General features: G+C 43.0%; 22 protein-coding genes and 4 tRNA genes. 22 read left to right on the forward strand and 4 right to left on the reverse strand.

Annotated elements, in window-relative coordinates; translation table 11 throughout:
* Positions 1 to 78: 78 nt before the first annotated feature.
* Positions 79 to 708, reverse strand: coding sequence for a class I SAM-dependent methyltransferase (locus KHS79_RS02190; protein ID WP_212716284.1), 630 nt, complete (start codon positions 706 to 708; stop codon positions 79 to 81).
* Positions 709 to 1,820: 1,112 nt separating this feature from the next.
* Between KHS79_RS02190 and ruvC the strand changes: the two genes are divergently transcribed.
* The 12 genes from ruvC (at position 1,821) to nadA (ending at position 11,813) form a co-directional block, all read left to right on the forward strand.
* Positions 1,821 to 2,339, forward strand: a complete 519-nt coding sequence (gene ruvC, locus KHS79_RS02195; RefSeq protein ID WP_212716285.1) for a crossover junction endodeoxyribonuclease RuvC — start codon at positions 1,821 to 1,823, stop codon at positions 2,337 to 2,339.
* 38 nt (positions 2,340 to 2,377) lie between these two features.
* Positions 2,378 to 2,980 carry a Holliday junction branch migration protein RuvA gene (gene ruvA, locus KHS79_RS02200; RefSeq protein WP_212716287.1) on the forward strand — a complete coding sequence of 201 codons (603 nt, stop codon included), beginning with the start codon at positions 2,378 to 2,380 and terminating at the stop codon, positions 2,978 to 2,980.
* A gap of 11 nt (positions 2,981 to 2,991) precedes the next feature.
* Positions 2,992 to 3,996 carry a Holliday junction branch migration DNA helicase RuvB gene (ruvB, locus tag KHS79_RS02205; protein ID WP_027706526.1) on the forward strand — a complete coding sequence of 335 codons (1,005 nt, stop codon included), beginning with the start codon at positions 2,992 to 2,994 and terminating at the stop codon, positions 3,994 to 3,996.
* A 91-nt stretch (positions 3,997 to 4,087) separates the two neighbouring features.
* Complete coding sequence (gene ybgC, locus KHS79_RS02210; protein ID WP_325167558.1) at positions 4,088 to 4,486, forward strand: tol-pal system-associated acyl-CoA thioesterase; 399 nt, start codon at positions 4,088 to 4,090, stop codon at positions 4,484 to 4,486.
* A 243-nt stretch (positions 4,487 to 4,729) separates the two neighbouring features.
* A complete protein-coding gene (gene tolQ / locus KHS79_RS02215) occupies positions 4,730 to 5,425 on the forward strand; it encodes a protein TolQ (RefSeq protein ID WP_038289466.1) in 696 nt (231 codons plus the stop codon).
* A gap of 3 nt (positions 5,426 to 5,428) precedes the next feature.
* Positions 5,429 to 5,860 (forward strand): protein TolR, encoded by a 432-nt coding sequence (gene tolR, locus KHS79_RS02220; protein WP_027706523.1) that lies wholly within the window; start codon positions 5,429 to 5,431, stop codon positions 5,858 to 5,860.
* Positions 5,861 to 5,873: 13 nt separating this feature from the next.
* Positions 5,874 to 6,830 carry a cell envelope integrity protein TolA gene (gene tolA, locus KHS79_RS02225; RefSeq protein ID WP_212716289.1) on the forward strand — a complete coding sequence of 319 codons (957 nt, stop codon included), beginning with the start codon at positions 5,874 to 5,876 and terminating at the stop codon, positions 6,828 to 6,830.
* A 5-nt stretch (positions 6,831 to 6,835) separates the two neighbouring features.
* The gene (gene tolB / locus KHS79_RS02230; RefSeq protein WP_027706521.1) at positions 6,836 to 8,122 is read left to right on the forward strand and encodes a Tol-Pal system beta propeller repeat protein TolB; all 1,287 of its coding nucleotides are present in this window, start codon (positions 6,836 to 6,838) and stop codon (positions 8,120 to 8,122) included.
* Positions 8,123 to 8,178: 56 nt separating this feature from the next.
* Positions 8,179 to 8,697, forward strand: coding sequence for a peptidoglycan-associated lipoprotein Pal (gene pal, locus KHS79_RS02235; RefSeq protein WP_027706520.1), 519 nt, complete (start codon positions 8,179 to 8,181; stop codon positions 8,695 to 8,697).
* Positions 8,698 to 8,867: 170 nt separating this feature from the next.
* The gene (ybgF, locus tag KHS79_RS02240) at positions 8,868 to 9,641 is read left to right on the forward strand and encodes a tol-pal system protein YbgF (RefSeq protein ID WP_212716291.1); all 774 of its coding nucleotides are present in this window, start codon (positions 8,868 to 8,870) and stop codon (positions 9,639 to 9,641) included.
* A 263-nt stretch (positions 9,642 to 9,904) separates the two neighbouring features.
* Positions 9,905 to 10,555 carry a 7-carboxy-7-deazaguanine synthase QueE gene (queE, locus tag KHS79_RS02245; protein WP_212716293.1) on the forward strand — a complete coding sequence of 217 codons (651 nt, stop codon included), beginning with the start codon at positions 9,905 to 9,907 and terminating at the stop codon, positions 10,553 to 10,555.
* A 193-nt stretch (positions 10,556 to 10,748) separates the two neighbouring features.
* Positions 10,749 to 11,813 (forward strand): quinolinate synthase NadA, encoded by a 1,065-nt coding sequence (nadA, locus tag KHS79_RS02250; RefSeq protein WP_027706517.1) that lies wholly within the window; start codon positions 10,749 to 10,751, stop codon positions 11,811 to 11,813.
* Positions 11,814 to 11,904: 91 nt separating this feature from the next.
* On the opposite strand, the gene KHS79_RS02255 is transcribed toward nadA, so the two are convergent.
* Entirely contained in the window at positions 11,905 to 13,341 is a 1,437-nt protein-coding gene (locus KHS79_RS02255; protein ID WP_212716295.1) for a M48 family metalloprotease, read from the reverse strand.
* A gap of 330 nt (positions 13,342 to 13,671) precedes the next feature.
* Here KHS79_RS02255 and KHS79_RS02260 point away from each other — a divergent pair, with 330 nt between their 5' ends.
* Both KHS79_RS02260 and KHS79_RS02265 read left to right on the forward strand, forming a co-directional pair.
* Positions 13,672 to 13,905 (forward strand): sulfurtransferase TusA family protein, encoded by a 234-nt coding sequence (locus tag KHS79_RS02260; RefSeq protein WP_212716297.1) that lies wholly within the window; start codon positions 13,672 to 13,674, stop codon positions 13,903 to 13,905.
* 56 nt (positions 13,906 to 13,961) lie between these two features.
* A complete protein-coding gene (locus KHS79_RS02265; protein WP_094786492.1) occupies positions 13,962 to 15,044 on the forward strand; it encodes an AI-2E family transporter in 1,083 nt (360 codons plus the stop codon).
* Between the two features lie 43 nt (positions 15,045 to 15,087).
* On the opposite strand, the gene KHS79_RS02270 is transcribed toward KHS79_RS02265, so the two are convergent.
* Positions 15,088 to 15,555 carry a peroxiredoxin gene (locus KHS79_RS02270; protein ID WP_027706513.1) on the reverse strand — a complete coding sequence of 156 codons (468 nt, stop codon included), beginning with the start codon at positions 15,553 to 15,555 and terminating at the stop codon, positions 15,088 to 15,090.
* Positions 15,556 to 15,947: 392 nt separating this feature from the next.
* Here KHS79_RS02270 and dapA point away from each other — a divergent pair, with 392 nt between their 5' ends.
* The 4 genes from dapA (at position 15,948) to KHS79_RS02290 (ending at position 20,058) form a co-directional block, all read left to right on the forward strand.
* Complete coding sequence (gene dapA / locus KHS79_RS02275; RefSeq protein WP_094786493.1) at positions 15,948 to 16,823, forward strand: 4-hydroxy-tetrahydrodipicolinate synthase; 876 nt, start codon at positions 15,948 to 15,950, stop codon at positions 16,821 to 16,823.
* Positions 16,823 to 17,992: an outer membrane protein assembly factor BamC gene (bamC, locus tag KHS79_RS02280; RefSeq protein ID WP_212716299.1), complete on the forward strand. Its 1,170-nt coding sequence runs from the start codon at positions 16,823 to 16,825 to the stop codon at positions 17,990 to 17,992. Before dapA ends, bamC begins: the two co-directional genes overlap by 1 nt.
* 89 nt (positions 17,993 to 18,081) lie before the next feature.
* A complete protein-coding gene (purC, locus tag KHS79_RS02285) occupies positions 18,082 to 18,798 on the forward strand; it encodes a phosphoribosylaminoimidazolesuccinocarboxamide synthase (RefSeq protein ID WP_027706510.1) in 717 nt (238 codons plus the stop codon).
* Positions 18,799 to 19,203: 405 nt separating this feature from the next.
* Positions 19,204 to 20,058 (forward strand): tetratricopeptide repeat protein, encoded by an 855-nt coding sequence (locus KHS79_RS02290; protein WP_212716301.1) that lies wholly within the window; start codon positions 19,204 to 19,206, stop codon positions 20,056 to 20,058.
* Between the two features lie 24 nt (positions 20,059 to 20,082).
* Here KHS79_RS02290 and rdgC read toward each other — a convergent pair whose 3' ends face one another.
* A complete protein-coding gene (gene rdgC / locus KHS79_RS02295) occupies positions 20,083 to 20,994 on the reverse strand; it encodes a recombination-associated protein RdgC (protein WP_027706508.1) in 912 nt (303 codons plus the stop codon).
* Positions 20,995 to 21,286: 292 nt separating this feature from the next.
* Between rdgC and KHS79_RS02300 the strand changes: the two genes are divergently transcribed.
* From KHS79_RS02300 to KHS79_RS02315, 4 genes are all read left to right on the forward strand, one after another.
* Positions 21,287 to 21,362 (forward strand) — tRNA-Val (locus tag KHS79_RS02300).
* A gap of 15 nt (positions 21,363 to 21,377) precedes the next feature.
* Positions 21,378 to 21,454, forward strand: a tRNA-Asp gene (locus KHS79_RS02305).
* A gap of 614 nt (positions 21,455 to 22,068) precedes the next feature.
* A tRNA-Val gene (locus tag KHS79_RS02310) sits at positions 22,069 to 22,144 on the forward strand.
* Positions 22,145 to 22,159: 15 nt separating this feature from the next.
* Positions 22,160 to 22,236 (forward strand) — tRNA-Asp (locus KHS79_RS02315).
* Positions 22,237 to 22,253 lie beyond the last annotated feature (17 nt).

A 22,253-nucleotide genomic window follows, 5' to 3' on the forward strand; every position in this document is an offset into this window, starting at 1 on the left:
ACCGCCATATTGGTTGTGAAGTCGCTGTACTGCTAACAGTATAGTCAAGGCTTGGTGAGACAGAAGCCTCAGTGAGTATTAACGCGCACTCACACAAAGCACATAACCAGAGATAAACTCTGGGTCTTGGGTATACCAGGGATGGCACTCCGTAGAATATTTTTTGCTGCAACGTGCAACCAGCTGATGGAACGTTGAACGACCTGGATCAGCAAGTACTACCTGTGTAACGCCTGCCTGTAAAGAGCGTCGAATAAGGTTGTAAACTTTGTTGACTAACTCATCCCAAAAACAGATATCAGTACCTAATACCGTATGGTGGTTGGCTAACTTTGCTTTACTGAGTTTTTCCAGGGGGGCTTGTTCAGTATTAATCGTTACCTGGTTAAATTCAGCCAGAGTATGAAGGTAAGGAAAAACATTTGGATCTAAATCTACCCCTGTGGCTTTGGCAGCAAAGCGTTTTGCGCAAAATATACTGGTTGTTCCCCAGCCACAACCGACTTCCATTAGTGAAGCTTTATTAGGTAGAGGGTGAAAATTAAGATAGTCCATGAGTAGAAAGCTTGAGTGCCATAGCTTGTGGCCATGAACTGATGGTTTGTGCTTTCTTTTCAGTGCCTTGATGGCCTGGTGTTTTTTTTCAAGCACGACAATACCATGTGCTTGAATAGTATTTGGTTCATTATATTCGTTGAAGTATGGCATAACTGGGCAGATTTACCTCCTTGTTTGCCGTATAAAAAGCAGTGAAAAACACTTTGAAGTGTAAATAATAAGGTTTTGACAAGCAAAAATGAATCAAATTGCTTTTTAGAAAGGGGAGGGGGAAGAAAAAAAACAGCTTGTGTCGTGCAGTGAGAGGGTTTCGGAACGTTAAGCAGTAAGAGGAGATAACGATCTTGACACAAGCTGATACAAAGATGGCTTAAAACGTGTTGGTTTTGATCAAGAAGTTTCTGACCAAAACAAAATCAATTCTGAGACAGTACTACCTCACCTCCTTTATGGAATGTAGGTTTAACATCAATAAGAATGTCTGAATAACTTATGTTGTAAAATTACTACAATTTTTTGGGTTTCGCAATGACGAATTGTCAGAAAGTTTCAATCTTTTGATAATCATCATGCTTTTAATCCTAGCTTATGGAAAGTAACTATTTGATTTCGGTTAATACTGCTGGCAAATAGAGAGCTAAGTGGGTTGTTGTTATATTACCTATATTTTGTTGCAGAAAAGTTACAATGAGGTGTAAGCGTTGTAGCATGCTTGAGGGGGAGCAGTTGTTGTTGGTAGAACTTAAAAATCAGTAATGCTGGTATCGTGTCAGTGTTAGAAAGGTGCAGTCAAAGGTCGAGATGTTCAGAGGTTCAGCTTGGTGGTTATAGCTCGATCACAGCAAATTTGCCGTAAGCAATATAATAAACAGGCAGGAGACAATTGCTGAAATCGTGAGGATAGACTTTTTGGACTCAGACATATTCATCAGTTGTAATCGTTTTGTTATTTAGTGCCGGCTACTTGTCCAAACAGAATAGTCCCTTGATTTAAGAAGGAATACAGTGTTTTGGTAACAAAAGGAACTTGTTTGTAACAGGAAGTTTCTGATTCATTAAAGCTGATCTTTGGCTGGGTGCTTCAGGTGGGTGGCACCAGGTTTTTTGATGAATGAAGGGTAGTGTCAGGTAAGTAAAGTCGTTGAGGAAAAAGAAGGCTAGTTGATTATTAACGTGCATTAGTATTATTTACATACTTGCTATCACAACAATAGATGTATAATTATACAGTGATTTGAATCGGTGTAGCACATTATTTAAGCATGGCAATTATTCTAGGTATTGACCCAGGCTCTCGGGTAACAGGTTATGGCTTGATTAGTCAGCTTGGAGCAAAAACAGATTATGTGGCAAGTGGCTGTATACGAATGACAACAACAGACTTGCCTGATCGTTTGCAAGAAGTTTTTCAGGGAATAACGGCAGTCATTGAGCGTTATATGCCTCAGTCGGTGGGGATTGAGCAGGTATTTATGGCAAGAAATGCAGATTCTGCATTAAAGTTAGGGCAAGCGCGGGGGGCTGCTATTGTCGCCGCTGTTACTCAGGGACTCCCTGTATCAGAGTATTCTGCTCGCCAGGTGAAACAGTCCGTTGTGGGTAAAGGTAGTGCTGATAAGGCCCAAGTTCAGCATATGGTGCAGCATTTACTAAAGCTGTCTCGGTGCCCCCCTGCTGATGCGGCTGATGCATTGGCTGTTGCTTTGTGCCATGCCCATACACAACAGAGTTTGATTAAAATTGCTGGGGCTTCAAGTACACGGCGTCGCCGGATACGTTGAAGCATTTTAGTTGATGTTTGAAATGCGAATTTAAATTTATGATTGGACGTTTAAAAGGGGTTTTAGTCATCAAGCAACCTCCTGAACTGATGATTGATGTTCAGGGAGTGGGCTATGAGTTAGAAGCTCCAATGAGTAGCTTTTATCAGCTACCAGAGGTGGGTGGTGAAGTTACACTTTTTACTCACCTAGCAATAAGAGACGATGCACATCAGCTATACGGATTTGTCTCTCAGCAAGAGCGTATGTTATTCCGGGCTTTAATTAAAGTGAATGGCGTTGGTCCTAAGCTGGCGTTAACCATTCTTTCTGGCATGGAAACGAAAGAGTTTGTGCAAAGTGTTCAACGCCAAGATACTGCGACGTTAGTCAAGCTACCAGGTGTTGGTAAAAAGACGGCAGAGCGCTTGCTAATTGAAATGCGTGATCGACTAAAAGGTTGGGAAACTGACAGTGGACCTTTATTCTCTGAGCCATCGGGTCAACTTGAAGAGCATGATGTTTTGCAGGATGCAGTAAGTGCACTGCAAGCGCTAGGGTATAAGGCAGCTGATGCAGAGAAGGCGATCAAGGCTCACTATCAGGCAGGTGCTTCACGAGAAGAGCTAATACGGCTTGCGCTGAAAGGTATGGTGAAGTAAGGGGGTGATGTGTGATTGAAGCTGATCGACTAGTAGCCCCTGCTGCTTCGGGTGGGGAAGATTCACAAGATCGTGCGATTCGCCCTAAGTTATTGCAAGATTATGTTGGGCAGCCTCAAGTCCGTGAGCAAATGGAAATCTTTATTAATGCGGCACGGCAGCGCAATGAAGCACTGGATCATACCTTGATCTTTGGTCCTCCAGGGCTGGGAAAAACAACTCTGGCCAATATTCTAGCCACAGAAATGAATGTGCAGCTCAAGACAACCTCAGGTCCTGTACTCGAAAAAGCAGGCGATATAGCTGCCTTACTGACCAACTTAGAGCCGGGTGATGTGTTGTTTATTGATGAAATTCACCGCTTAAGTCCAATGGTTGAGGAAGTGCTTTATCCAGCGATGGAAGACTATCAGCTGGATATCATGATTGGTGAAGGGCCAGCAGCACGCTCAATTAAACTTGATTTGCCACCTTTTACGTTGGTAGGAGCAACGACCAGAGCTGGACTTCTCACTTCACCCTTACGAGACAGGTTTGGAATTGTACAGCGGCTTGAATTTTATAATATTCCTGACTTAACCCATATTGTAACCCGTTCTGCGAACATTTTAGGGGTTGCTATTGAGTCGGAGGGAGCTGCTGAAGTAGCGAAGCGTTCACGTGGTACACCCAGAATTGCGAATCGATTACTGCGTAGAGTAAGAGATTATGCTGAAGTTAAGGGCGAGGGTATTATTACGCAACTTATGGCAGACCAGGCGCTGACTATGTTGGCCATTGACCATGTTGGCTTTGACCAACAAGATAGAAGGCTGCTATTGACCATGGTCGAGAAGTTTGGAGGGGGACCTGTGGGCATTGATAGTTTAGCTGCAGCAATTAGTGAGGAAAGAGGCACCATAGAAGATGTATTAGAGCCATATTTAATGCAGCAAGGCTATATTTTGCGCACGCCTCGTGGTCGAGTCGTTACAGATGCCGTTTATCACCACTTAGGTTTACCTAAACCCGCTTAGCTATGACAGCTTGGTTTAACATCGGTAGGCTAACAACTTTTTAGCAAGCATCACACTTCCTGTTCACTACCACTTAATTTATGGAGTTACTGTGTCCACTTTTGCATTAAATTTTCGTATTTACTATGAGGATACGGATGCGGGAGGAATTGTTTATTATGTTAATTACCTTAAATTTATGGAGCGAGCTCGCACCGAATTTTTAAGACAGTATGGGTATGAGCAGGCGAAGCTTCATGAACAAAATGTGATGTTTGTTGTCCATAGCGCTACGGTGGAATATAAAAAGCCTGCCAAGCTTGATGATCGAATTGATGTCAGCGTGTCATTATCTGAAGTTAAGCGTACCTATTTAGTGTTTCACCAGTTGGTTACACTGAGTGAAACGGGTGAACGTTTATGTGAGGCTAAAGTTAAAGTTGCTTGCGTCACATTTGATTCGTTAAAGCCTCAAGCTATTCCTCGTGATCTTATTTGTAAAATTGCATAAGTCTTCGTAAAACTACGACAAGTTACAACGTGCAGTGTTATGATTCGCCCTGCTTTTATTAGGCAAGTATTTAGCAGGTGTCGTCTTTGATTGCTGATGTCTGCTGATAGGTAGGAGAAAATGATGGAAACCAAAGTGGTCATTGATCTATCTAATCAGTATACCAGTGCTAAAAATGTAATTTAGTTGCCGGCTAACGTTTTAATACTATTGCATTTACGGGTGCTCCGTTAGGGGGATGTAGTGACTGAGTCTTTGTCCATTTGGTCTTTGATTCTACAAGCTAGCTGGGTTGTACAGTTAGTGATGCTTATTTTAGTAGGCGCGTCGATTGTTTCATGGGTTATGATCATTCAACGTGCATTTTTGATAATAAATGCACGCCGTGCGGCGACAGCATTTGAAGATCGTTTTTGGTCTGGTATAGATTTATCAAAACTATTTCGGCAAGTGACTAATGAACCTGACCCTGACAGTGGTATGGAACATATTTTTCGCTCAGGCTTTAAAGAGTTTACACGACTGAAGCAGGATTCAGGTGCTGATGCTGATGCGGTAATGGAAGGCACTCAACGTGCAATGCGTGTGGCATTGTCTCGTGAACAGGAACGCCTGGAAACCAACCTGCCTTTTTTGGCTACAGTAGGCTCAATTAGTCCCTATATTGGTTTGTTTGGCACTGTAATAGGTATTATGGACTCTTTTAGAGGGCTTGCTAACCAGACGCAAGCAACCCTAGCCACAGTGGCGCCAGGAATAGCAGAAGCGTTAGTAGCAACAGCAATGGGCTTATTAGCAGCGATTCCTGCTGTTGTCGCCTATAACCGGTTTTCAGCACGGGTTGACACAGTGCTGAATAGCTACGACACGTTTTCTGAAGAGTTTTCCAGCATACTCCACCGTAATGTGCATAGCCGACCACGGCAGCAGCAGGGGTAAGTTATGGCAAGGCGCGCTCCACGCAAGCAAATGTCAGATATCAATGTTGTTCCCTACATTGATGTAATGTTGGTTCTGCTGATCGTATTTATGGTGACGGCACCTATGCTTACGCAGGGGGTCAATGTTGATCTCCCCAAAACAGATGCTAAGCCGCTGGATGTTAAAGAAGACGAAGAAGCCATTATTGTTTCAGTAAAAGAAGATGGTACCTATTACATCAACATTGGTAAGCAGCAAGATCAACCTGTGCCTTTGGAAACAATTACCGAGCAGGTGGGTAAGATACTGCGTGTTAAGCCTAATCGTATGGTATTAATCAAAGGGGACGAAAAAGTTGACTATGGTATCGTGGTAACTGCGATGGCTGCTCTGCAGCAGGCAGGCGTGCCAAATGTTGGCTTAATTACAGACCCGCAAGATTTGACTCAATAGAAGTGGTTAGTTTGTGAGGTTTCCAAACGGTTATACATTACCTGCTGTATTAGCAGTAGGATTACATTTAATCATCATTATAGCTGTATCTATTGCATGGCCATCACCTACTGAGCGACATACAGTAAAGCAGCCTAAATTAATCCAGGCTAAGCTGGTAGGCTTGAAATCAACAACGAAACAACAGAAAAAAGCGGCTACACCTCAAAAAAATAAAGTGAATCAGCAAGCTAAACGTCAAGCGGAAGAAGCCAAACGTAAGGCTGCAGAAGAGGCAAAGAAAAAAGCAGCAGAAGCGGCTAAGCGAAAAGCGGCTGAGGATGCGAAGCGCAAGGCAGCAGAAGAAGCTAAGCGTAAAGCGCAAGAAAAAGCAAAACAGGTGGCAGCCCAAAAGAAAGCAGAAGAAGTTAAGCGAAAAGCTGCGGCAGAGGCAAAGAAAAAAGCAGTAGAAGAAGCGAAACGAAAAGCTGCGGTTGACGCTAAAAGAAAGGCGGAAGCGGCTAAGCGTGCTGAGCAGGAAAAGTTGCGTAAGCAACGTGAAGCTAAAGCACGGCAAGAACGCGAGCGAAAAGCAAAAGAAGAAGCTTTACGTCGTCAGCAAGAATCTGAGCTGGAGAAAATGCTAGCAGCGGAAGAAGCTGAAGAGCGTGCACAACAGGAAGCAGCCGCCAGTCAAAAGCAGGTTGCTTCAATGGAAGCATTAATACAACAGTTAGTGCAGCAAAATTGGCGAAAGCCTAGTTTTTTAACGAAAGGGTTAAAAGTAAAATTACAAATTCAACTGGTACCTACTGGAGAAGTGGTGAACGTAACTGTGGTTCAGTCCAGTGGTAACCCGTTATTTGATCGCTCAGCAGTACAAGCTGTGGAACGTGTAGGGCGAATCCCTGAGTTAAGACAGCTCAAGCCTCGTGTTTTTGAAAGTAATTTTCGACGATTTGCTATGAATTTTAGTAACCCGGAGGACTAAGCGCAGTGAAAAAAATAATTTCCACTATGCTGACGCTGCTGCTGGTAACAGTCTATGGACAGCAAGCGTTAGCCGAGCTCACCATTGAAATTACTCAGGGCGTTGATAGCGCAGTTTCAGTGGCGGTTGTGCCTTTTGGTGGTAGTAGCCCAGAAGACGTCGCCAGCATTATTAATAGTGACTTAAAACGCACGGGGCAGTTTGATCCTTTTGATCCAAATAATATGTTGAGTATGCCACATACAGAAAATGATGTGGTTTATGCTGATTGGCGTAAGTCAGATGTTGAGTATCTTGTGGTAGGTAATATTAACAGTGGCGGTGGTCGTTATGAAGCTAACTACTCAATCCTTGATGTTGTTCGTCAACAAAGCTTGGCTTCAGGTAAAATTGCAAGCACGAATGTGCGTAAATTAGCGCACCGTATTAGCGATCAAGTCTATGAAAAAATAACTGGAATACGTGGTGCGTTTGATACGAAAATCATGTATGTTACCGCCGAACGGTTGGGTGGACAGCGCTCACGTTACCAATTGAACTACGCTGATGCCGATGGCTATAATGCACGAGCCATTTTTACCTCGAGTGAACCCATTCTTTCCCCTACTTGGTCACCCGATAATAAAAAGGTTGCTTATGTCTCCTTTAAAGGAGGAAGACCTGGTATTTATATTCAGGACTTAGCTACAGGCAAACAGCGTCGTATAACAAATTATAAAGGTTTAAATAGCTCTCCCGCTTGGTCGCCAGATGGTCGACAGCTAGCGGTTGTGCTGTCTAAAGGCGGAAACCCTGATATTTATCTGGTTGATGTCAATTCAGGGGCTTTACGACAAATTACCAAGCACTTTGGAATTGATACTGAACCCAGCTGGATGCCAGATGGCTCAGCAATTGTGTTTACTTCAAATCGTGGTGGTTCACCACAAATTTATAAGACAACTCTGGCGACAGGTAAAGCTGAGCGAGTGACATTTGAAGGTAAATATAATGCTAGAGCCAGGGTTTTCCCAGATGGCAAACAAATTGCCATGGTTCATAAAGGGCAGGGAGTTGCACAATTTAATATTGCTGTTTTAGAGCTTGAAACGGGAAGGATGCGTCTACTGACGTCTACTTCACTGGATGAATCACCCAGTGTTGCTCCTAATGGTACTATGCTGCTGTATGGTGCTATGCAAGGTCAGCGGGGTGTGCTATCTGCCGTTTCTGCAGATGGGGCTGTGAAACTTAACTTGCCTTCGAAGCAAGGGGATGTACGCGAACCTGCATGGTCAAACTTCACTTACTAATGTCACCATGTATGTTTGTTTTCTCTAAGCATTTTTTAGCAAACCGGGAGTTATTTATGGATTTTTTGAAATTCGGTAAAGTTGTACTGCTTGCATCTTCCGTTGCATGGCTGGCAGGTTGTAATACGACCGGTGGTGATAGTGCTAGCTCTGTAGGGGATGCAGATGTATCAGCCACCACGGGTGTTGCAACTGATGGTATTGATGGAAGTGTTGATGCACAAACTCAAGCACTGTTAGATAAAAAGGTGTTTTTGTTTGGCTTTGATGACTCAAAAATATTACCAGAAGACTATCCAGCACTTGATGCTCATGCCGCTAAACTGGCGTCTGACTCTAACAAAACGATTATTATTCAAGGGCACACTGATGAGCGTGGAACCCGTGAATATAACTTAGCACTCGGTGAGCGTCGTGCAAAAGCAGTGAAACGCTACCTGGTATTAAAAGGTGTTGCACCTGAGCAGGTTGAAACAATTAGCTATGGTGAAGAGCAGCCTGTTGCACTGGGTCATGATGACCAATCCTGGCAGCAAAACCGTAGAGCTGTAATTATTCCAAATGGTGCTTACTAAAATAATTTTTTAGTTTGAACTGATTGGTAACTTGGTGGCAAATACAACAAATTATGTTTATGAGTTGCCAAGTACCCGCAAACATTTTTATATTGTTTGCAATGCCATAGATGGGTGTCTGCCATCCATCTGTGGGTACAGCAATAAAGTGTTTAGGGTTCGATTAAGCCATGATTTATTCAACCGCTCGAACAGTGAAACATATCGTAGCAGGTATAAGCTTAGCTACTGTAAGCCTTGTTATGGTACTACCCTCTTATGCAGAGGTTCCCGTTGTTGACTCCACCCCTTATGGCCGCTCTGGAGGGCAAGCAGCACCTGCCCGAGGTTATCAAGGAGGTAATGGTGCCGCGTTGTTCGTGCAGTTAGAAGAATTACAGCAGGAAGTCCTGTCTTTACGTGGTTTAGTGGAACAACAGGCATACTTGATCAAGCGTATGCAGCAGGAACAAAAAGACCGCTATATAGATCTTGATCGACGGATTTCCGATCTGGCTGCGAGTGGTGGATCTGTTAGTGGCAGCAAAAATACTGGGGTACAACAGCCTGTTGATGCTTCTGCTACTTCGGATAAAGAGAAAGATGAGTATAACTCAGCTTTCCAGCTGATTCGTCAAAAGCGTTTTGACGATGCGCTTACAGCATTAAAGGCATTTGTACAAACATATCCATCAGGTGCTTACACAGATAATGCTTACTATTGGCAAGGTGAAGTTTATTTGGCACAAAATCAGCTTGAGCCAGCTAAAGATGCGTTTACTCAAGTGATTAATAAGTTTCCACAAAGTAGTAAACTGCCTGGTGCGATTTACAAGCTTGGTCGTGTTTATTTCCAGTTGGGAGATAAGAAGCAAGCGAAACACTATTTAGAAAAAGTAACGAAAGAGTTTCCAGATGCTGCTGCAGCCAATCTTGCGGCAGCTTTTCTAAAGCAGGTCAACTAACAGACCTGTTGCTTTCTGTTTTTACCAGCAAGTGATACTTGCTGGTTCCTCATTATCCTGATTTCCGCTATACTCTCGCCGCTTAATGAATCTCCTTGCTTAATGGGCTTTCTGGTAAAGAATACTTCTCATTGATGGGTGTGAAACTTTGTCATTGGGCTTAAAGCCCTTGAGTTTGATCTTATTTAACCCTATAAGCCTGTTGTGAGTAGAATTATGCAGGAATTGAACGTCAGTCCGGTTTTATGGCAGTAGAAAGTAACATGAGTGAAAAGCAACTTCGCTTGACAGAAATATTTTATTCACTGCAGGGTGAGACGAGAACGGCAGGCTTACCTACAGTGTTTATCCGGTTGACGGGGTGTCCGCTAAGGTGTGGCTACTGTGATACGGCCTATGCTTTTTCAGGTGGTCAGCTTTGGTCATTTGAAACGATTATGGCTGAAGTTCAGCAGTATCACCCTCATTACGTGACGGTTACAGGTGGAGAGCCTTTAGCACAACCGAACTGCCTGCCATTACTTAAACTGTTAGCTGATGCTGGCTATGAGGTCTCACTAGAAACCAGTGGGGCTATGCCAATAGAGCATGTTGATAGCCGTATCGTTGTGGTTATGGATCTCAAGACGCCAAGCTCGGGTGAGCTACAGCGCAATTTATACAGCAATATTAAATACTTGAAACCACAGGATCAGGTGAAGTTTGTTATTGGCAGCCAAGAAGACTATCAGTGGGCTGTGTTTAAGCTGGATGAATATAATTTAGCCGATCGGGTTCCAGATGTCCTTTTCTCTCCTGTTCATCACCAGCTTGAGCCTCGCCAGCTTGCGGAGTGGATTCTTGCTGACCGGCTACCGGTTCGCATGCAATTACAGCTTCACAAGTATTTATGGAATGATGAACCAGGGCACTAAGTTGCTTTGCTTGAAACGAGGCTGTTTTGCTTGAAATAAGTTCCCTTATTGTCGGAGTTTCTTTATTACATTTTCTAATTCCTTTTTTAAAAGAGTTATTAGAACACTTCGTTAAAAAGGCACTTCCTGCAGCAAATATGGTAGCATCTACTCGACAATATAACTTTTTTGTTAGCCTGATACTTGATGAAGTATGACTGCAGATATTAATAGACAAATCGTCAAAGACTACCTGGCAACAGAGTACTTGCAGAAAGATAAGTACAGCAGTGAGCAGGTACGCCAGTTAAAGCAAAAGATAAAACAGCTTTTAAAAGCTGAAGATGCAGTGCTGGTCGCACACTATTATACCGATGATATTATCCAAGAGCTTGCTGAAGAAACCGGAGGCTGTGTTTCTGACTCTCTAGAAATGGCGCGTTTTGGCAGTCAGCACTCAGCTTCAACGTTGCTGGTTGCGGGTGTTCGCTTTATGGGTGAAACAGCAAAAATTTTAAGCCCAGAAAAGCGAGTGTTAATGCCTACTTTGGAGGCAACCTGTTCATTAGACTTGGGTTGTCCTATTGATGAGTTTTCTGCTTTTTGTGATGCAAACCCTGAACGGACGGTAGTTGTGTATGCAAATACCTCTGCAGCAGTAAAGGCCAGGGCTGACTGGGTTGTCACATCAAGTATCGCGCTACCTATTATTGAGCACCTGGTTGATCAGGATAAGCCAATCATCTGGGCACCAGACCGTCATTTAGGCAGTTATATTCAGCGGGAAACCGATGCAGATATGATACTGTGGCACTCCGAGTGTATTGTGCACGATGAGTTTAAAGCAAAAGGTATACTTGATTTGAAACAGGTATATCCTGAGGCTGCAGTACTAGTTCATCCTGAGTCCCCTGCAGCAGTTGTTGAACTGGCAGATGCTGTAGGCTCTACATCCCAACTGATAAAGGCTGCTCAGTCTCTACCCAACCCTCAGTTTATCGTCGCAACAGACCGCGGTATTTTTTACAAAATGCGACAAGCAGCGCCAGGTAAGACCTTTTTAGAAGCACCTACAGCAGGATCTGGAGCGACATGTAAGAGTTGTGCGCACTGTCCATGGATGGCTATGAATGATTTGGATAGTACTATTAGTACCCTAGAGCAAGGTAATAATGAAGTGTTTGTAGACCCTGAGTTAGCAAGACGAGCGATGATTCCTCTTAATCGTATGCTTGATTTTGCAGCTGAATATCAGCTTAAAGTGAAGGGTAATGCTTAGTTTTTGGTTGTATTACAAAGAGTAATTTATGTATTCAAAAAGCCAACTGGGTTTAATCAGTTGGCTTTTTTATTGCCGTCTTATTAGCTTTTTAACCAAAGCCAAGGTCTTTTAACTCTTTCTTGTAGGCTCTCAGGTCTTCGATTTGTTTGTTTAATTTAGCAGTAATTGCAAACTTACCTTTTGCTAGTTTAAGTGCATATTCAAGGTGCTCTATCGCTTTATCGACATTGCCATTGAGGCGGTAGTACTCGGCTCGGGCTTCATGTACACCCAAAATATTTTTATTTAAGCCTCTTGCTTCAGCCAGTAAATACCATACATATGGGTCTGTCGCTCGATTACGAGAAAGGCGACGTAAGGTTTGCTCAGCTGCAGCATATTGCTTTCCAGCCATTTGGTTATCTGCCAGCTGCAGCATTAATGCATGATTGTTTGGATAAATATCCAGCAAGCTGGTAATCGTTTTATTCGACTGGCTTATATTGCCCATCGCTTTTTCCAGGCGTGCTTGCGCCAGAGCAAACTGGATATTATCCGGTGATTTTTCATAAAGCGGTTTGAGTGTGCTTAGGGCCTCTTTGGGCTGGCTGCTGGCAGTGAGCGCAAGTGCCAGACCATAACGAGCAGCAGAGTGTTTGGTATTAGCCTTAAATTGTTTCGCTGCTGTTTGTGGGCTGCTTGCATAATGAACTTTAATTTTTGCTTTAATAAGTTCATATCGTGGGTTATAGGTGTACTTTTGTGCCGGGAATTGTGCAGCTCGACTTTTTGAGTCGGCAACACGGTTTTGAGTAACAGGGTGTGTTAATAAAAATTCTGGAGGTTTTTGGCCAAGAAAGCGTGTTGCACGATTCATTTGCTCAAACATTGCAGGCATTGCTTGAGGATTCATACCCGCGCGGTAGAGATTTTGAATGCCAATATTGTCTGCTTCTCGTTCATTTTGACGACTAAAGCTTAGCATTTGGCTGCGCATACCTGCTTGGGTAGTTGCTAGTGCGGCAAACCCAGCATCGCCTCCGCCAGCAGCAAGAACTGCGATACTGGCAAGTGTTGCGGCAAGGTAGGGCAGTTTATTTCGCTCTGCATTTTCGACACCTCGCGCATAGTGGCGCTGACTTAAGTGAGCTAATTCGTGGGCAATAACAGAGGCAAATTGGTGCTCATTTTCAGCAAATAGAAAAAGACCAGCGTTAATGCCTATTATTCCACCTGGTGCAGCAAAAGCGTTCAGTTTGGGGCTGTCAATAACTACAATTTCTAAACGATGATCTTTTACCTCACTGGTGTTGATGAGTTTAAAAATTAACTCCTCCACATAGTCCTGCACTTCAGCATCTTTTAGCATGGGCAGTTGACCACGGAGTGAGGCAAGAAATGCCCGACCCAGTTTATGCTCGTGAGATGGAGAAACAACGGCTGAACTGCTATCTCCCAAGTCTGGAAGTAAAAGCTCATTGGCAGTAGTTGTCACTGAAAGAGCGAGTGTACAGGCACTTAATGTTGTACAAATTTTCTTAAACATGATGAGAGTTTTTTCGCCAGCGGATAAAAAGGTTCAAACAATTCTTCTGACGGCTACCTAAAAGAGCGTTTATAAATGAAACCTTGATCTTGTTGTAAGTCGCAGCCAACAAGCATCTTGTTACGCCGAAATACTTTAGCATGATGGAGTTTTAGCTGTCTGCTAGAGGCTTCAGTAATTTAGTGCATTGCGTTTATGGATGCTAGCCGTAATAATGAGTTAGCATTGTCTCTTATACTGCAATTACTTATTTGGTTCGAGTGCATTGAGCACATTTTGGTTCCCTGACAGAGTGCCAACATCAAGATAACAAGAAATTATTGAATCGCCATGACAACTACTGATATTGAACTGGATATGATTGGGCAGCACTGTCCAATGCCATTGCTTAAAGCTAAACAGGCGCTTGCTTCAATGCAGCAAGGACAAGTACTTCATGTAGCAGCCACAGATCCAGGTTCAGTCAGAGATTTTGCGGCATACTGTCAGCTGAGTGGCCACGAGTTACTGTCAAGTGAGTTGATTGATGGTATTTATTACCACAAGATTAAGAAAACATCCTAGTGGCTTTTAGGGCAAGATGCCATATCAAAATGTACATGGTATGAAAGGTACACGGCATGTTAGACGTTTTTAAGAGCTGGTTTCATCGCTATTTTTCTGACCAGGAAGCAGTGGTGTTAACTGTGTTATTAGTGGTGGGGTTGGTAGTGATCCTTACCATGGGTGTTATGTTGGCTCCAGCATTGGCTGCACTGGTATTAGCCTTTTTGTTACAAGGTCTGGTGGCCTTACTTGAAAAATACAAAATACCTCATACCCTGGCTGTTACTATTGTTTTTATCTTGTTCGTGGCTGCGTTGACCCTAATATGTTTTGTATTATTGCCCTTAATTTGGGATCAAATAACAGGGTTAGTGAATGAGCTGCCCTCGATGATAAAAGGTGTGCGTCAGGAATTATTATTGTTACCTGAAAAGTACCCAGAGATTGTATCTGAAGCTCAAGTAAACTTATGGATTAGCTCAGCAAGTAAACACTTGGCGGATATGGGGCAAACGGTACTGTCTTTTTCACTTTCACAGCTTCCCAACTTTGTGGGCATTCTTATTTATTTAATCCTTGTTCCTATTCTTGTCTTTTTCTTTCTGAAGGATAAAGAGGTGTTACTAAACTGGGTAACCGCTTTTTTACCCAGTGAACGTCCTTTGATTGAACGTGTATCAGAGGAAATGAATGAACAAATTGCAAATTACGTTCGTGGTAAGGTCATTGAAATTCTTATTGTTGGTGCGGTGACGTATATTGCTTTTGCTTTTTTGAATGTTAATTATGCTGCCTTGTTAGGTTTACTGGTAGGGCTTTCAGTTATCGTACCGTATATTGGTGCTGCAGTTGTGACGATTCCTGTTGCATTAATTGGCTTTTTTCAATGGGGCTGGGGTAATGATTTTATTATTTTAATGGTAGTGTACGGTGTTATTCAGGCGTTGGATGGGAATGTACTAGTACCTTTACTTTTCTCAGAAGCGGTTAACTTACACCCTGTGGCAATTATTGTTGCTGTGTTAGTCTTTGGTGGCTTGTGGGGATTCTGGGGAATATTTTTTGCGATACCGCTGGCAACCCTGCTAAAAGCATTACTATCAGCTTGGCCAAGAGCATCTGATGGTGGGGGAGGAACCTCTGCCTCTGAGGGCTAAACCCGCTTTTGAGAGCGGGCTTTAATATTAGCAACTAGGCTGCTTAGGTCAAGGATTGGGCGGCAGCCAGTACTTCTTTAACGTGGCCAGGAATAGATACTTTTCGCCACTCTTGCCTAAGTACACCTTCTTTATCAATCAAAAATGTACTGCGCTCAATTCCCATGACCTGCTTACCGTACATGTTTTTCATTTTGATCACATCAAACAGTTTGCACAGCTCTTCATCTGGGTCTGAAATAAGAGCAAAGGGAAAGTTTTGTTTTTGCTTAAAGGCTTCATGTGATTTCAGTGAGTCGCGTGATACACCAAACACAACAGTCTGGCAGGCTTTAAACTCTTCGTAGTGGTCTCTGAAATCTTGTCCTTCAGTTGTACAGCCTGGGGTGCTGTCTTTAGGGTAAAAATAAAGTACGACGTTATACCCTTTCAGGGCAGATAACAGAACATCTTTGTTGTTAGTTGCTTGTGCTTGAAAGTCGCTAACAGGTTCACCCACGGTTACACTCATTATGCCGTCCTTATTCATTGTACAGTTGTTGCTGTATTACAGTAACAGTTTATTTGATATGAGAAACCCAGAGTGGGGTTATGATGATCACTAACGACAGACTGTGTACAGCTTGTACAGGTATATAGTCGATAGTATGTAATAATTTAACGGATTGCGGTGGAATTATTAGAGTATGATTTTATTAAGATTAGGTAAAGAGATAAAGCCATTTGCAAGGGAGTAAAGTTGCTGGCTGTCTGCAGATGGTTTACTTAGTTAATGTTATGTGACTTAAAACATACTCATGCAGCAAAGTATTTTTTTTAGGCATGAAAATTACCGGATTACTTGAGCAATTCAGCCAGCCTCAGTAACATAACCGCCAATTAAAGTGTGAATGGAGCAAGGCAATGATTTCAGGCAGCATTGTAGCCCTAGTAACCCCAATGCATGATGGGGGAGCTGTTGATTGGGAATGCTTGACGAAACTGGTTGATTTTCATTTAGAGCAGGGCACTCATGCAATAGTTGCTGTGGGTACTACCGGTGAGTCTGCAACACTGACCGTTCCTGAACACTTAAAGGTGATTAAACACGTTGTACAACAGGTGAAAGGAAGAATTCCTGTGCTAGCGGGCACAGGTGCTAACTCAACCGCTGAAGCACTTATTCTTACTAAAGAAGCAAAAGATGCTGGAGCAGATGCTTGTTTACTCGTAACGCCTTATTATAACAAGCCTACTCAAGAAGGGTTATTTCAACACTTTAAGACGATTGCCGAGCAAATTGATATACCACAAATTTTGTACAATGTGCCTGGTCGTACTGCTGTAGATATGCTTCCTGAAACAGTAAAGCGTTTGTCTGAACTCCCTAATATTATTGGTATCAAAGAAGCAACAGGTGATATCTCTCGTGCTAAAGCCATCATTGAGCAGTGTGGGAGTGAATTTTTGGTATTGTCGGGAGATGATGCGACAGCCGTGGAACTTATGTTAGCAGGAGGTAAAGGGAATATTTCTGTCACGGCGAATGTGGTGCCTGCTAAAGTAGCAGAGCTATGTAACTTGGCTATCGAGGGTAAAACTGATGATGCTATAGCCTTGAATAATAGCCTTATGCCACTACATAAAGCATTGTTTTGGGAGTCTAACCCTATTCCGGTTAAGTGGGCACTGGTAGAAATGAAGTTAATTGATAAGGGAATACGTTTACCATTAACCCCCTTAAGTGAACAATTCCGAGCACCATTAGTTGATATTTTACAGGAACAAGGACTGCTATAATGGCGCCTAACTATGTTCAATTTGACCTTAATCCAGGTCGCTTGAAGTGTCTGTTTGTGGCATTTTCTATTACTGCCAGTGCCTTGTTATCTGGGTGCGGTTTTTTTGGAGAAGGTGGCTACATTAGGGACCGCTCCAATGATTATTTAAAAGCTGAACAGGCTCCCCGGCTAAAACTCCCTGAGCGTTTAGCAGAGAATGCCATTGATGATACTATGGTAATCCCTGAAATAAATCAGGATCCAACATTACCTGATGAGTTTCGCTTACCTCGCCCAGAACGTGTTGTAGTGAAGTCGGATAATGTTCACTATCAAATTCTCAAGCGTGGCTCGCTACGCTGGATGATTACCGATAAAGATCCTGGATATGTTTGGCAGGAACTGTTGTCTTTCTGGAAGCAAAATAAAATATCCGTCGAAAATCAGGACGCATCTGCAGGCGTAATGGAAACAGCCTGGCTAACACCACGGGAGTACAGCAAAGCTGACTTTATTGGTCACTTTATTTTGGATCTTATCGGTGATGACGATGAGGACTTGTTTAATGATAAGTTTCGTGTGTTTGTTACAAAGGGGGCTGAGACGGGTGAAACACAGGTTTTTGTCATGCATGCTCGACACACAAAGTCACAGCTAGATGATGAAAAGCAAGTAGATTGGGAAAAGGCAAAGCAAAGGACTGATGCTTATGCTGCGGGTATGCTGAATGAATTGCTACTCTATTTCTCTCGTGGTGGAAGTGGCCAGCAGGTCGTTGATACTTCCCTAGACCTTAGTGCTACAGCATTGCTTGAGGAAGATGGTAATGGTAACCCGGCCTTATTGATTAAGGCTCCTTTTGAGCGAAGCTGGGCTGCTACAGGCCAAGCATTGGCTGAAGCAAATGTCAAAGTAGCCGATAAGAACCGGTCTGCTGGGCTGTATTATATTGCTGTAGGAGAGGATCAGGAACCTGTTAAAGCAAAGGATGAAGATCCAGGGTTCTTTTCCCGCATGCTTGGTGATGAGAGTGAAGGAAATGGGGCAACTAAGCCGACGCAGTACCAGATCAGGGTAACGCCCTTTGGTAATAAGGTATATGTTTCGGTAGAGAAAGACATTAACACCATTGCTCCAAAAGACCTCAGTCAGGATTTGCTAAGGTTAATAAAGGATAACTTGCGATAGTGATGTTGAAAAACCAGGCCAAGTGCCTGGTTTTTTTTGTCTAAATTATTCTATGTGCCGCAATTGTTATTGGTGAGTGGAGAAAATCAATGGAAAAACGTGAAGAGCTGTATTCGGGGAAAGCTAAGTCGGTTTACACGACAGATGATCCAAATCGACTGATATTACACTTTCGTGATGATACCTCTGCGTTTGATGGTAAGAAAAAAGAGGCATTAAATCGTAAGGGTGCCGTTAATAATCAGTTTAATGCTTTTATTATGGAGAAGCTTGAGGCAGCAGGTATAGCAACTCACTTTGATAAGCTGCTTTCAACACAAGAGTCGTTGGTAAAATGTTTGAAGATGATTCCTGTTGAATGTGTTGTAAGAAATATTGCGGCAGGAAGTATCTGTCGTCGCTTAGGGGTTCAAGAAGGACTAACCCTAGAGCAGCCAGTATTTGAATTTTTCTTGAAAAATGATGAGCTGGGCGACCCAATGATCAACGACTACCATATTGCGGCATTTGGGTGGGCCGAGTCAGAGCATGTTGAGCGAATGAAGACGCTAACCCTTGCGGTTAACGATGTACTTAAGCCTCTATTTTTGTCTGCAGGACTCCTGCTGGTAGATTACAAGCTTGAGTTTGGCCTTTATGACGGTGAGCTGGTGCTTGGTGATGAGTTTACCCCTGATGGTTGCCGCTTATGGGATGCTGAAACGCGGGCTAAGTTAGATAAAGATCGTTTTCGCCAAGGCTTAGGGAATGTTGTTGAAGCTTATGAAGAGGTAGGACAGCGGTTGGGTATCAATTTTAATTACTAAGTCACTTTATCTGTTGGGAGTCACTGCTTGTTCGCTCATGAGCAGTGACTGCTTTTAACGTTGTCCTATCTCTAGTTGGCGGTTGGCACTTCCTTAAACCAGCTACTAATAAGTCACCAAAATAAAGTGTACATTTGCTGTGCAATTTAAAGAATAAGTCTATATTTAAAGGATTTAGTCCTCTTTTATATGGGTGATCCACAAACTTATCCACAGAAACTGTGAGTAACCTACTTTCTTGCTTTTAATCTTCATGCTTGAAATACATCACTTAGAGCACCATGTTGATAGTTAAGTCATTTAAAAATTAAATTATTGAACTTTGAAAGTGGCATTCAGTGCTTAGGCTGGACTAAAACGCGTAAAGTACTGGAAATTGTGTCCTAAAACTTTGTGGAAGAGAGCATGTCAAACAACCCTTATATTGTTGATGTCACTGTTGATAACTTTCAGCAGGAGGTTGTTGAAAAGTCACAGACGGTACCTGTACTGTTAGATTTTTGGGCAGACTGGTGCCAGCCTTGTAAAAGCCAACTTCCTATATTGGAGAAACTGGCAACCGCTTATGGTGGTAAATTTATTGTTGCTAAGGTTAATGCAGATGAGCAGCCTATGTTGGCACAACACTTGGCGGTGCGCTCTTTACCAACATTAAAAATAATTTTTCAGGGGCAAATAGCTCAAGAATTTTCAGGCTTAACCAGTGAAGCGGACTTAAAAGTTGTATTGGATGAATTGACTTTGAGTCCTGCTGATCGTATTCAGAAGCAAGTTGATGCACTTATTGAGGAAGGACAGTTTAATCAGGCGTTATTATTTGTTCAGCAAATGTTACAAAGTGAACCTGATAACCAGGCCTTAAAGGTTCAGTTAGCTAAACTGCTGTTGCAAACGGGCAAAATTGAGGATGCCAAGCAAGTGATGGCTAGTATTCCGGATGACGCCCCAGGCATAGAACAGCCCAAGGCAAAAATTGCTTTTTACGAAATGGCTGCAGAATTACCACCTTCAAGCGAGCTTGAAGCGCAGGCAAGTAAACAGCCAGAGGATTTAGAGGTTTCTTTTCAGCTGGCCATTAGGCGTGTGGTTGAAGATGAATATGAGTCTGCACTCTCTTTACTGTTTACGATTGTCCAAAAAGATCGCACCTTTAGAGAAGATGGTGCCAGGTTACTCATGCTGCAGATTTTTGATTTGTTGGGTTCTGCTAACGACCTCGTTAAATCATTCCGCCGCAAGCTGTTTAGTTTAATGCACTAGTTTCAAAGCCCTCAAAAGAGGGCTTTACTCACCTTTGGAAAATCCCCCAAACTGCTCTCCTAACTTTTCAATTAGTGCTAACAGTGTGTTGGTCATAAGAATAAAGTCTGCATCAAATTGTGCAGCCTTATCATCAGGGTCATCAATTGAGGCTTGTTCAATCAACTCATCAGCAAACTTTAAACGTTTAAGTGTAAAGTCATCTGCGAGAACAAAAGCTAGCTCTGCCTCAAGCTGCAAAGCGAGCTTACTGACTTGCTTGCCATTGTTAATGAGTGTACAGATTTCATCATTAAGTAAGTCTTGACGTTTGCAGCGAATAATACTTCCGTCTTCTGTTGGCTCTCTAAGCTCACACTCATCACTAATAATAAAAGGTGTTGGTAGTGCATTTCCATTAAGCCAGCTAGTCATAATGGTGTTAGGGGCGTCATTAGGCATTAGGGGAACAACAGGGAGTGAGCCAATGGACTGCCGAAGAAAGCTCGTGAGTTCTTCTGCTTTTTTATGACTTGCCGCATCTACTAATAACCATCCTTGCTGTGGTGCTAGGCAAGCAAAGGTTTTTTGGGAGCGGCTGAAGGCTTTGGGGAGCAGTGTCTGAATAGTATCTTCTTTTATTTGCTCGCGTTCTTTACGAGTAACTTTGCGAAACTGACTTTCTTCTATTTCGGTGACTTTATCTTGAACAAAATCTTTGATGACAGATGCAGGAAGTATTTTATCTTCACGTTTGGCACATATGAGTATCAAGTCATTAGCCTGATGTAAAAATAAGTCGCTATGTGATCCCAGGGGAGGGACCCAGCCATAGGTGGAAGCTTGTTGTTTAGAGCATGGGGTAAATAAATGATCTTGCAGCTGCTGATTAAGTTGTTCATTATCAAAATCAACAGGTTTCGTTAAACGGTAAGCAATTAAGTTTTTAAACCACATACTTGCCTCACTTTGTTAGGAGGCCGCATGTTAGCAAAAGCTTACTTGGCACCTCAAAGCTTTTTGCTCTGGATGCTTCTTAATTGGCATATTGCTGACAAATGTAACTATTAGGTTAATAACCAAGTAGTAAAAGCAGCTTACATGAAAATGCTTGCTAGTTTCTTGGTTGTTGGTAAAAGCTTTTTTATGAGCTAACTAGCTGAAATAGAATGCTAAATAAGAAAAACTATGCGCAAGGGTTGCATTGCGAGTAAAAGCACTTATATAATGCGCCCCGTCCTTAAGAGATGGGCAGATAGCTCAGCTGGGAGAGCATCGCCCTTACAAGGCGAGGGTCGGGGGTTCGATCCCCTCTCTGCCCACCATTTCTTTTAGGATTCGGAGCGGTAGTTCAGTTGGTTAGAATACCGGCCTGTCACGCCGGGGGTCGCGGGTTCGAGTCCCGTCCGCTCCGCCATCATTCCATCTTCTCCATAATCTGATTTAGATGACCCCTCTAAGCGTAGTTATCCCCGCTAATACAGTCCTCTTTATTTTTAGATATACAGCTTTCTGATCCCCTTTTTACGTTGCGATCCAGTTGCTGAGTGGAAATGCTTTTCTTGTACTGGTTTATTGAAAAGTAGCTATCTATACCCAAAACGAAGGGTTTTTATACCCCAAGGGCACGGCCGTCAAGCGATGAAGCCCCTGGGCAAGTTTACTTCTGTGAAACTTGCGGTAGCCACTTTAATTGATATAACAGCGCTGCTGGGCGGTTATATTAATAAGTGACTGGTGTGACAGTTAGATGCTCCTCGGCAGTAGCTCCTGCATTGCTCTACTATATGACATCCATGTCATTATGCATAAACTGCATTCCTACCTATCCTTGGTGGTCAAAAGTGCTGGCAACAAACCCTACTAATGTGTCGGGAACACATTAGAACAGCTTCGCTGGCCCGTTAGGGTGAGCGCTATGGATAGCGCACATAAAAATGATTCGTGAAGGGTATATCCAATGAAAAATATTAAAAGAAAGTTGCAATCTGTGGTCTATAGTGCGTATAATGCGCCCCGTCCTTAAGAGATGGGCAGATAGCTCAGCTGGGAGAGCATCGCCCTTACAAGGCGAGGGTCGGGGGTTCGATCCCCTCTCTGCCCACCATTTCTTTTAGGATTCGGAGCGGTAGTTCAGTTGGTTAGAATACCGGCCTGTCACGCCGGGGGTCGCGGGTTCGAGTCCCGTCCGCTCCGCCACCTTCCTTAGGCAATGT

The sequence above is a fragment of the Zooshikella ganghwensis genome, from assembly GCF_018263875.1.
GTDB classification, from domain to species: domain Bacteria; phylum Pseudomonadota; class Gammaproteobacteria; order Pseudomonadales; family Zooshikellaceae; genus Zooshikella; species Zooshikella ganghwensis.

What these genes read in the sequence shown, in the direction of transcription:
- KHS79_RS02190 (WP_212716284.1), bottom strand. Translation starts at nt 708, where the DNA reads ATGCCATACTTCAACGAATATAATGAACCAAATACTATTCAAGCACAT.
- ruvC (WP_212716285.1), top strand. Translation starts at nt 1,821, where the DNA reads ATGGCAATTATTCTAGGTATTGACCCAGGCTCTCGGGTAACAGGTTAT.
- ruvA (WP_212716287.1), top strand. Translation starts at nt 2,378, where the DNA reads ATGATTGGACGTTTAAAAGGGGTTTTAGTCATCAAGCAACCTCCTGAA.
- tolR (WP_027706523.1), top strand. Translation starts at nt 5,429, where the DNA reads ATGGCAAGGCGCGCTCCACGCAAGCAAATGTCAGATATCAATGTTGTT.
- pal (WP_027706520.1), top strand. Translation starts at nt 8,179, where the DNA reads ATGGATTTTTTGAAATTCGGTAAAGTTGTACTGCTTGCATCTTCCGTT.
- ybgF (WP_212716291.1), top strand. Translation starts at nt 8,868, where the DNA reads ATGATTTATTCAACCGCTCGAACAGTGAAACATATCGTAGCAGGTATA.
- queE (WP_212716293.1), top strand. Translation starts at nt 9,905, where the DNA reads ATGAGTGAAAAGCAACTTCGCTTGACAGAAATATTTTATTCACTGCAG.
- nadA (WP_027706517.1), top strand. Translation starts at nt 10,749, where the DNA reads ATGACTGCAGATATTAATAGACAAATCGTCAAAGACTACCTGGCAACA.
- KHS79_RS02255 (WP_212716295.1), bottom strand. Translation starts at nt 13,341, where the DNA reads ATGTTTAAGAAAATTTGTACAACATTAAGTGCCTGTACACTCGCTCTT.
- KHS79_RS02260 (WP_212716297.1), top strand. Translation starts at nt 13,672, where the DNA reads ATGACAACTACTGATATTGAACTGGATATGATTGGGCAGCACTGTCCA.
- KHS79_RS02265 (WP_094786492.1), top strand. Translation starts at nt 13,962, where the DNA reads ATGTTAGACGTTTTTAAGAGCTGGTTTCATCGCTATTTTTCTGACCAG.
- KHS79_RS02270 (WP_027706513.1), bottom strand. Translation starts at nt 15,555, where the DNA reads ATGAGTGTAACCGTGGGTGAACCTGTTAGCGACTTTCAAGCACAAGCA.
- dapA (WP_094786493.1), top strand. Translation starts at nt 15,948, where the DNA reads ATGATTTCAGGCAGCATTGTAGCCCTAGTAACCCCAATGCATGATGGG.
- bamC (WP_212716299.1), top strand. Translation starts at nt 16,823, where the DNA reads ATGGCGCCTAACTATGTTCAATTTGACCTTAATCCAGGTCGCTTGAAG.
- purC (WP_027706510.1), top strand. Translation starts at nt 18,082, where the DNA reads ATGGAAAAACGTGAAGAGCTGTATTCGGGGAAAGCTAAGTCGGTTTAC.
- KHS79_RS02290 (WP_212716301.1), top strand. Translation starts at nt 19,204, where the DNA reads ATGTCAAACAACCCTTATATTGTTGATGTCACTGTTGATAACTTTCAG.
- rdgC (WP_027706508.1), bottom strand. Translation starts at nt 20,994, where the DNA reads ATGTGGTTTAAAAACTTAATTGCTTACCGTTTAACGAAACCTGTTGAT.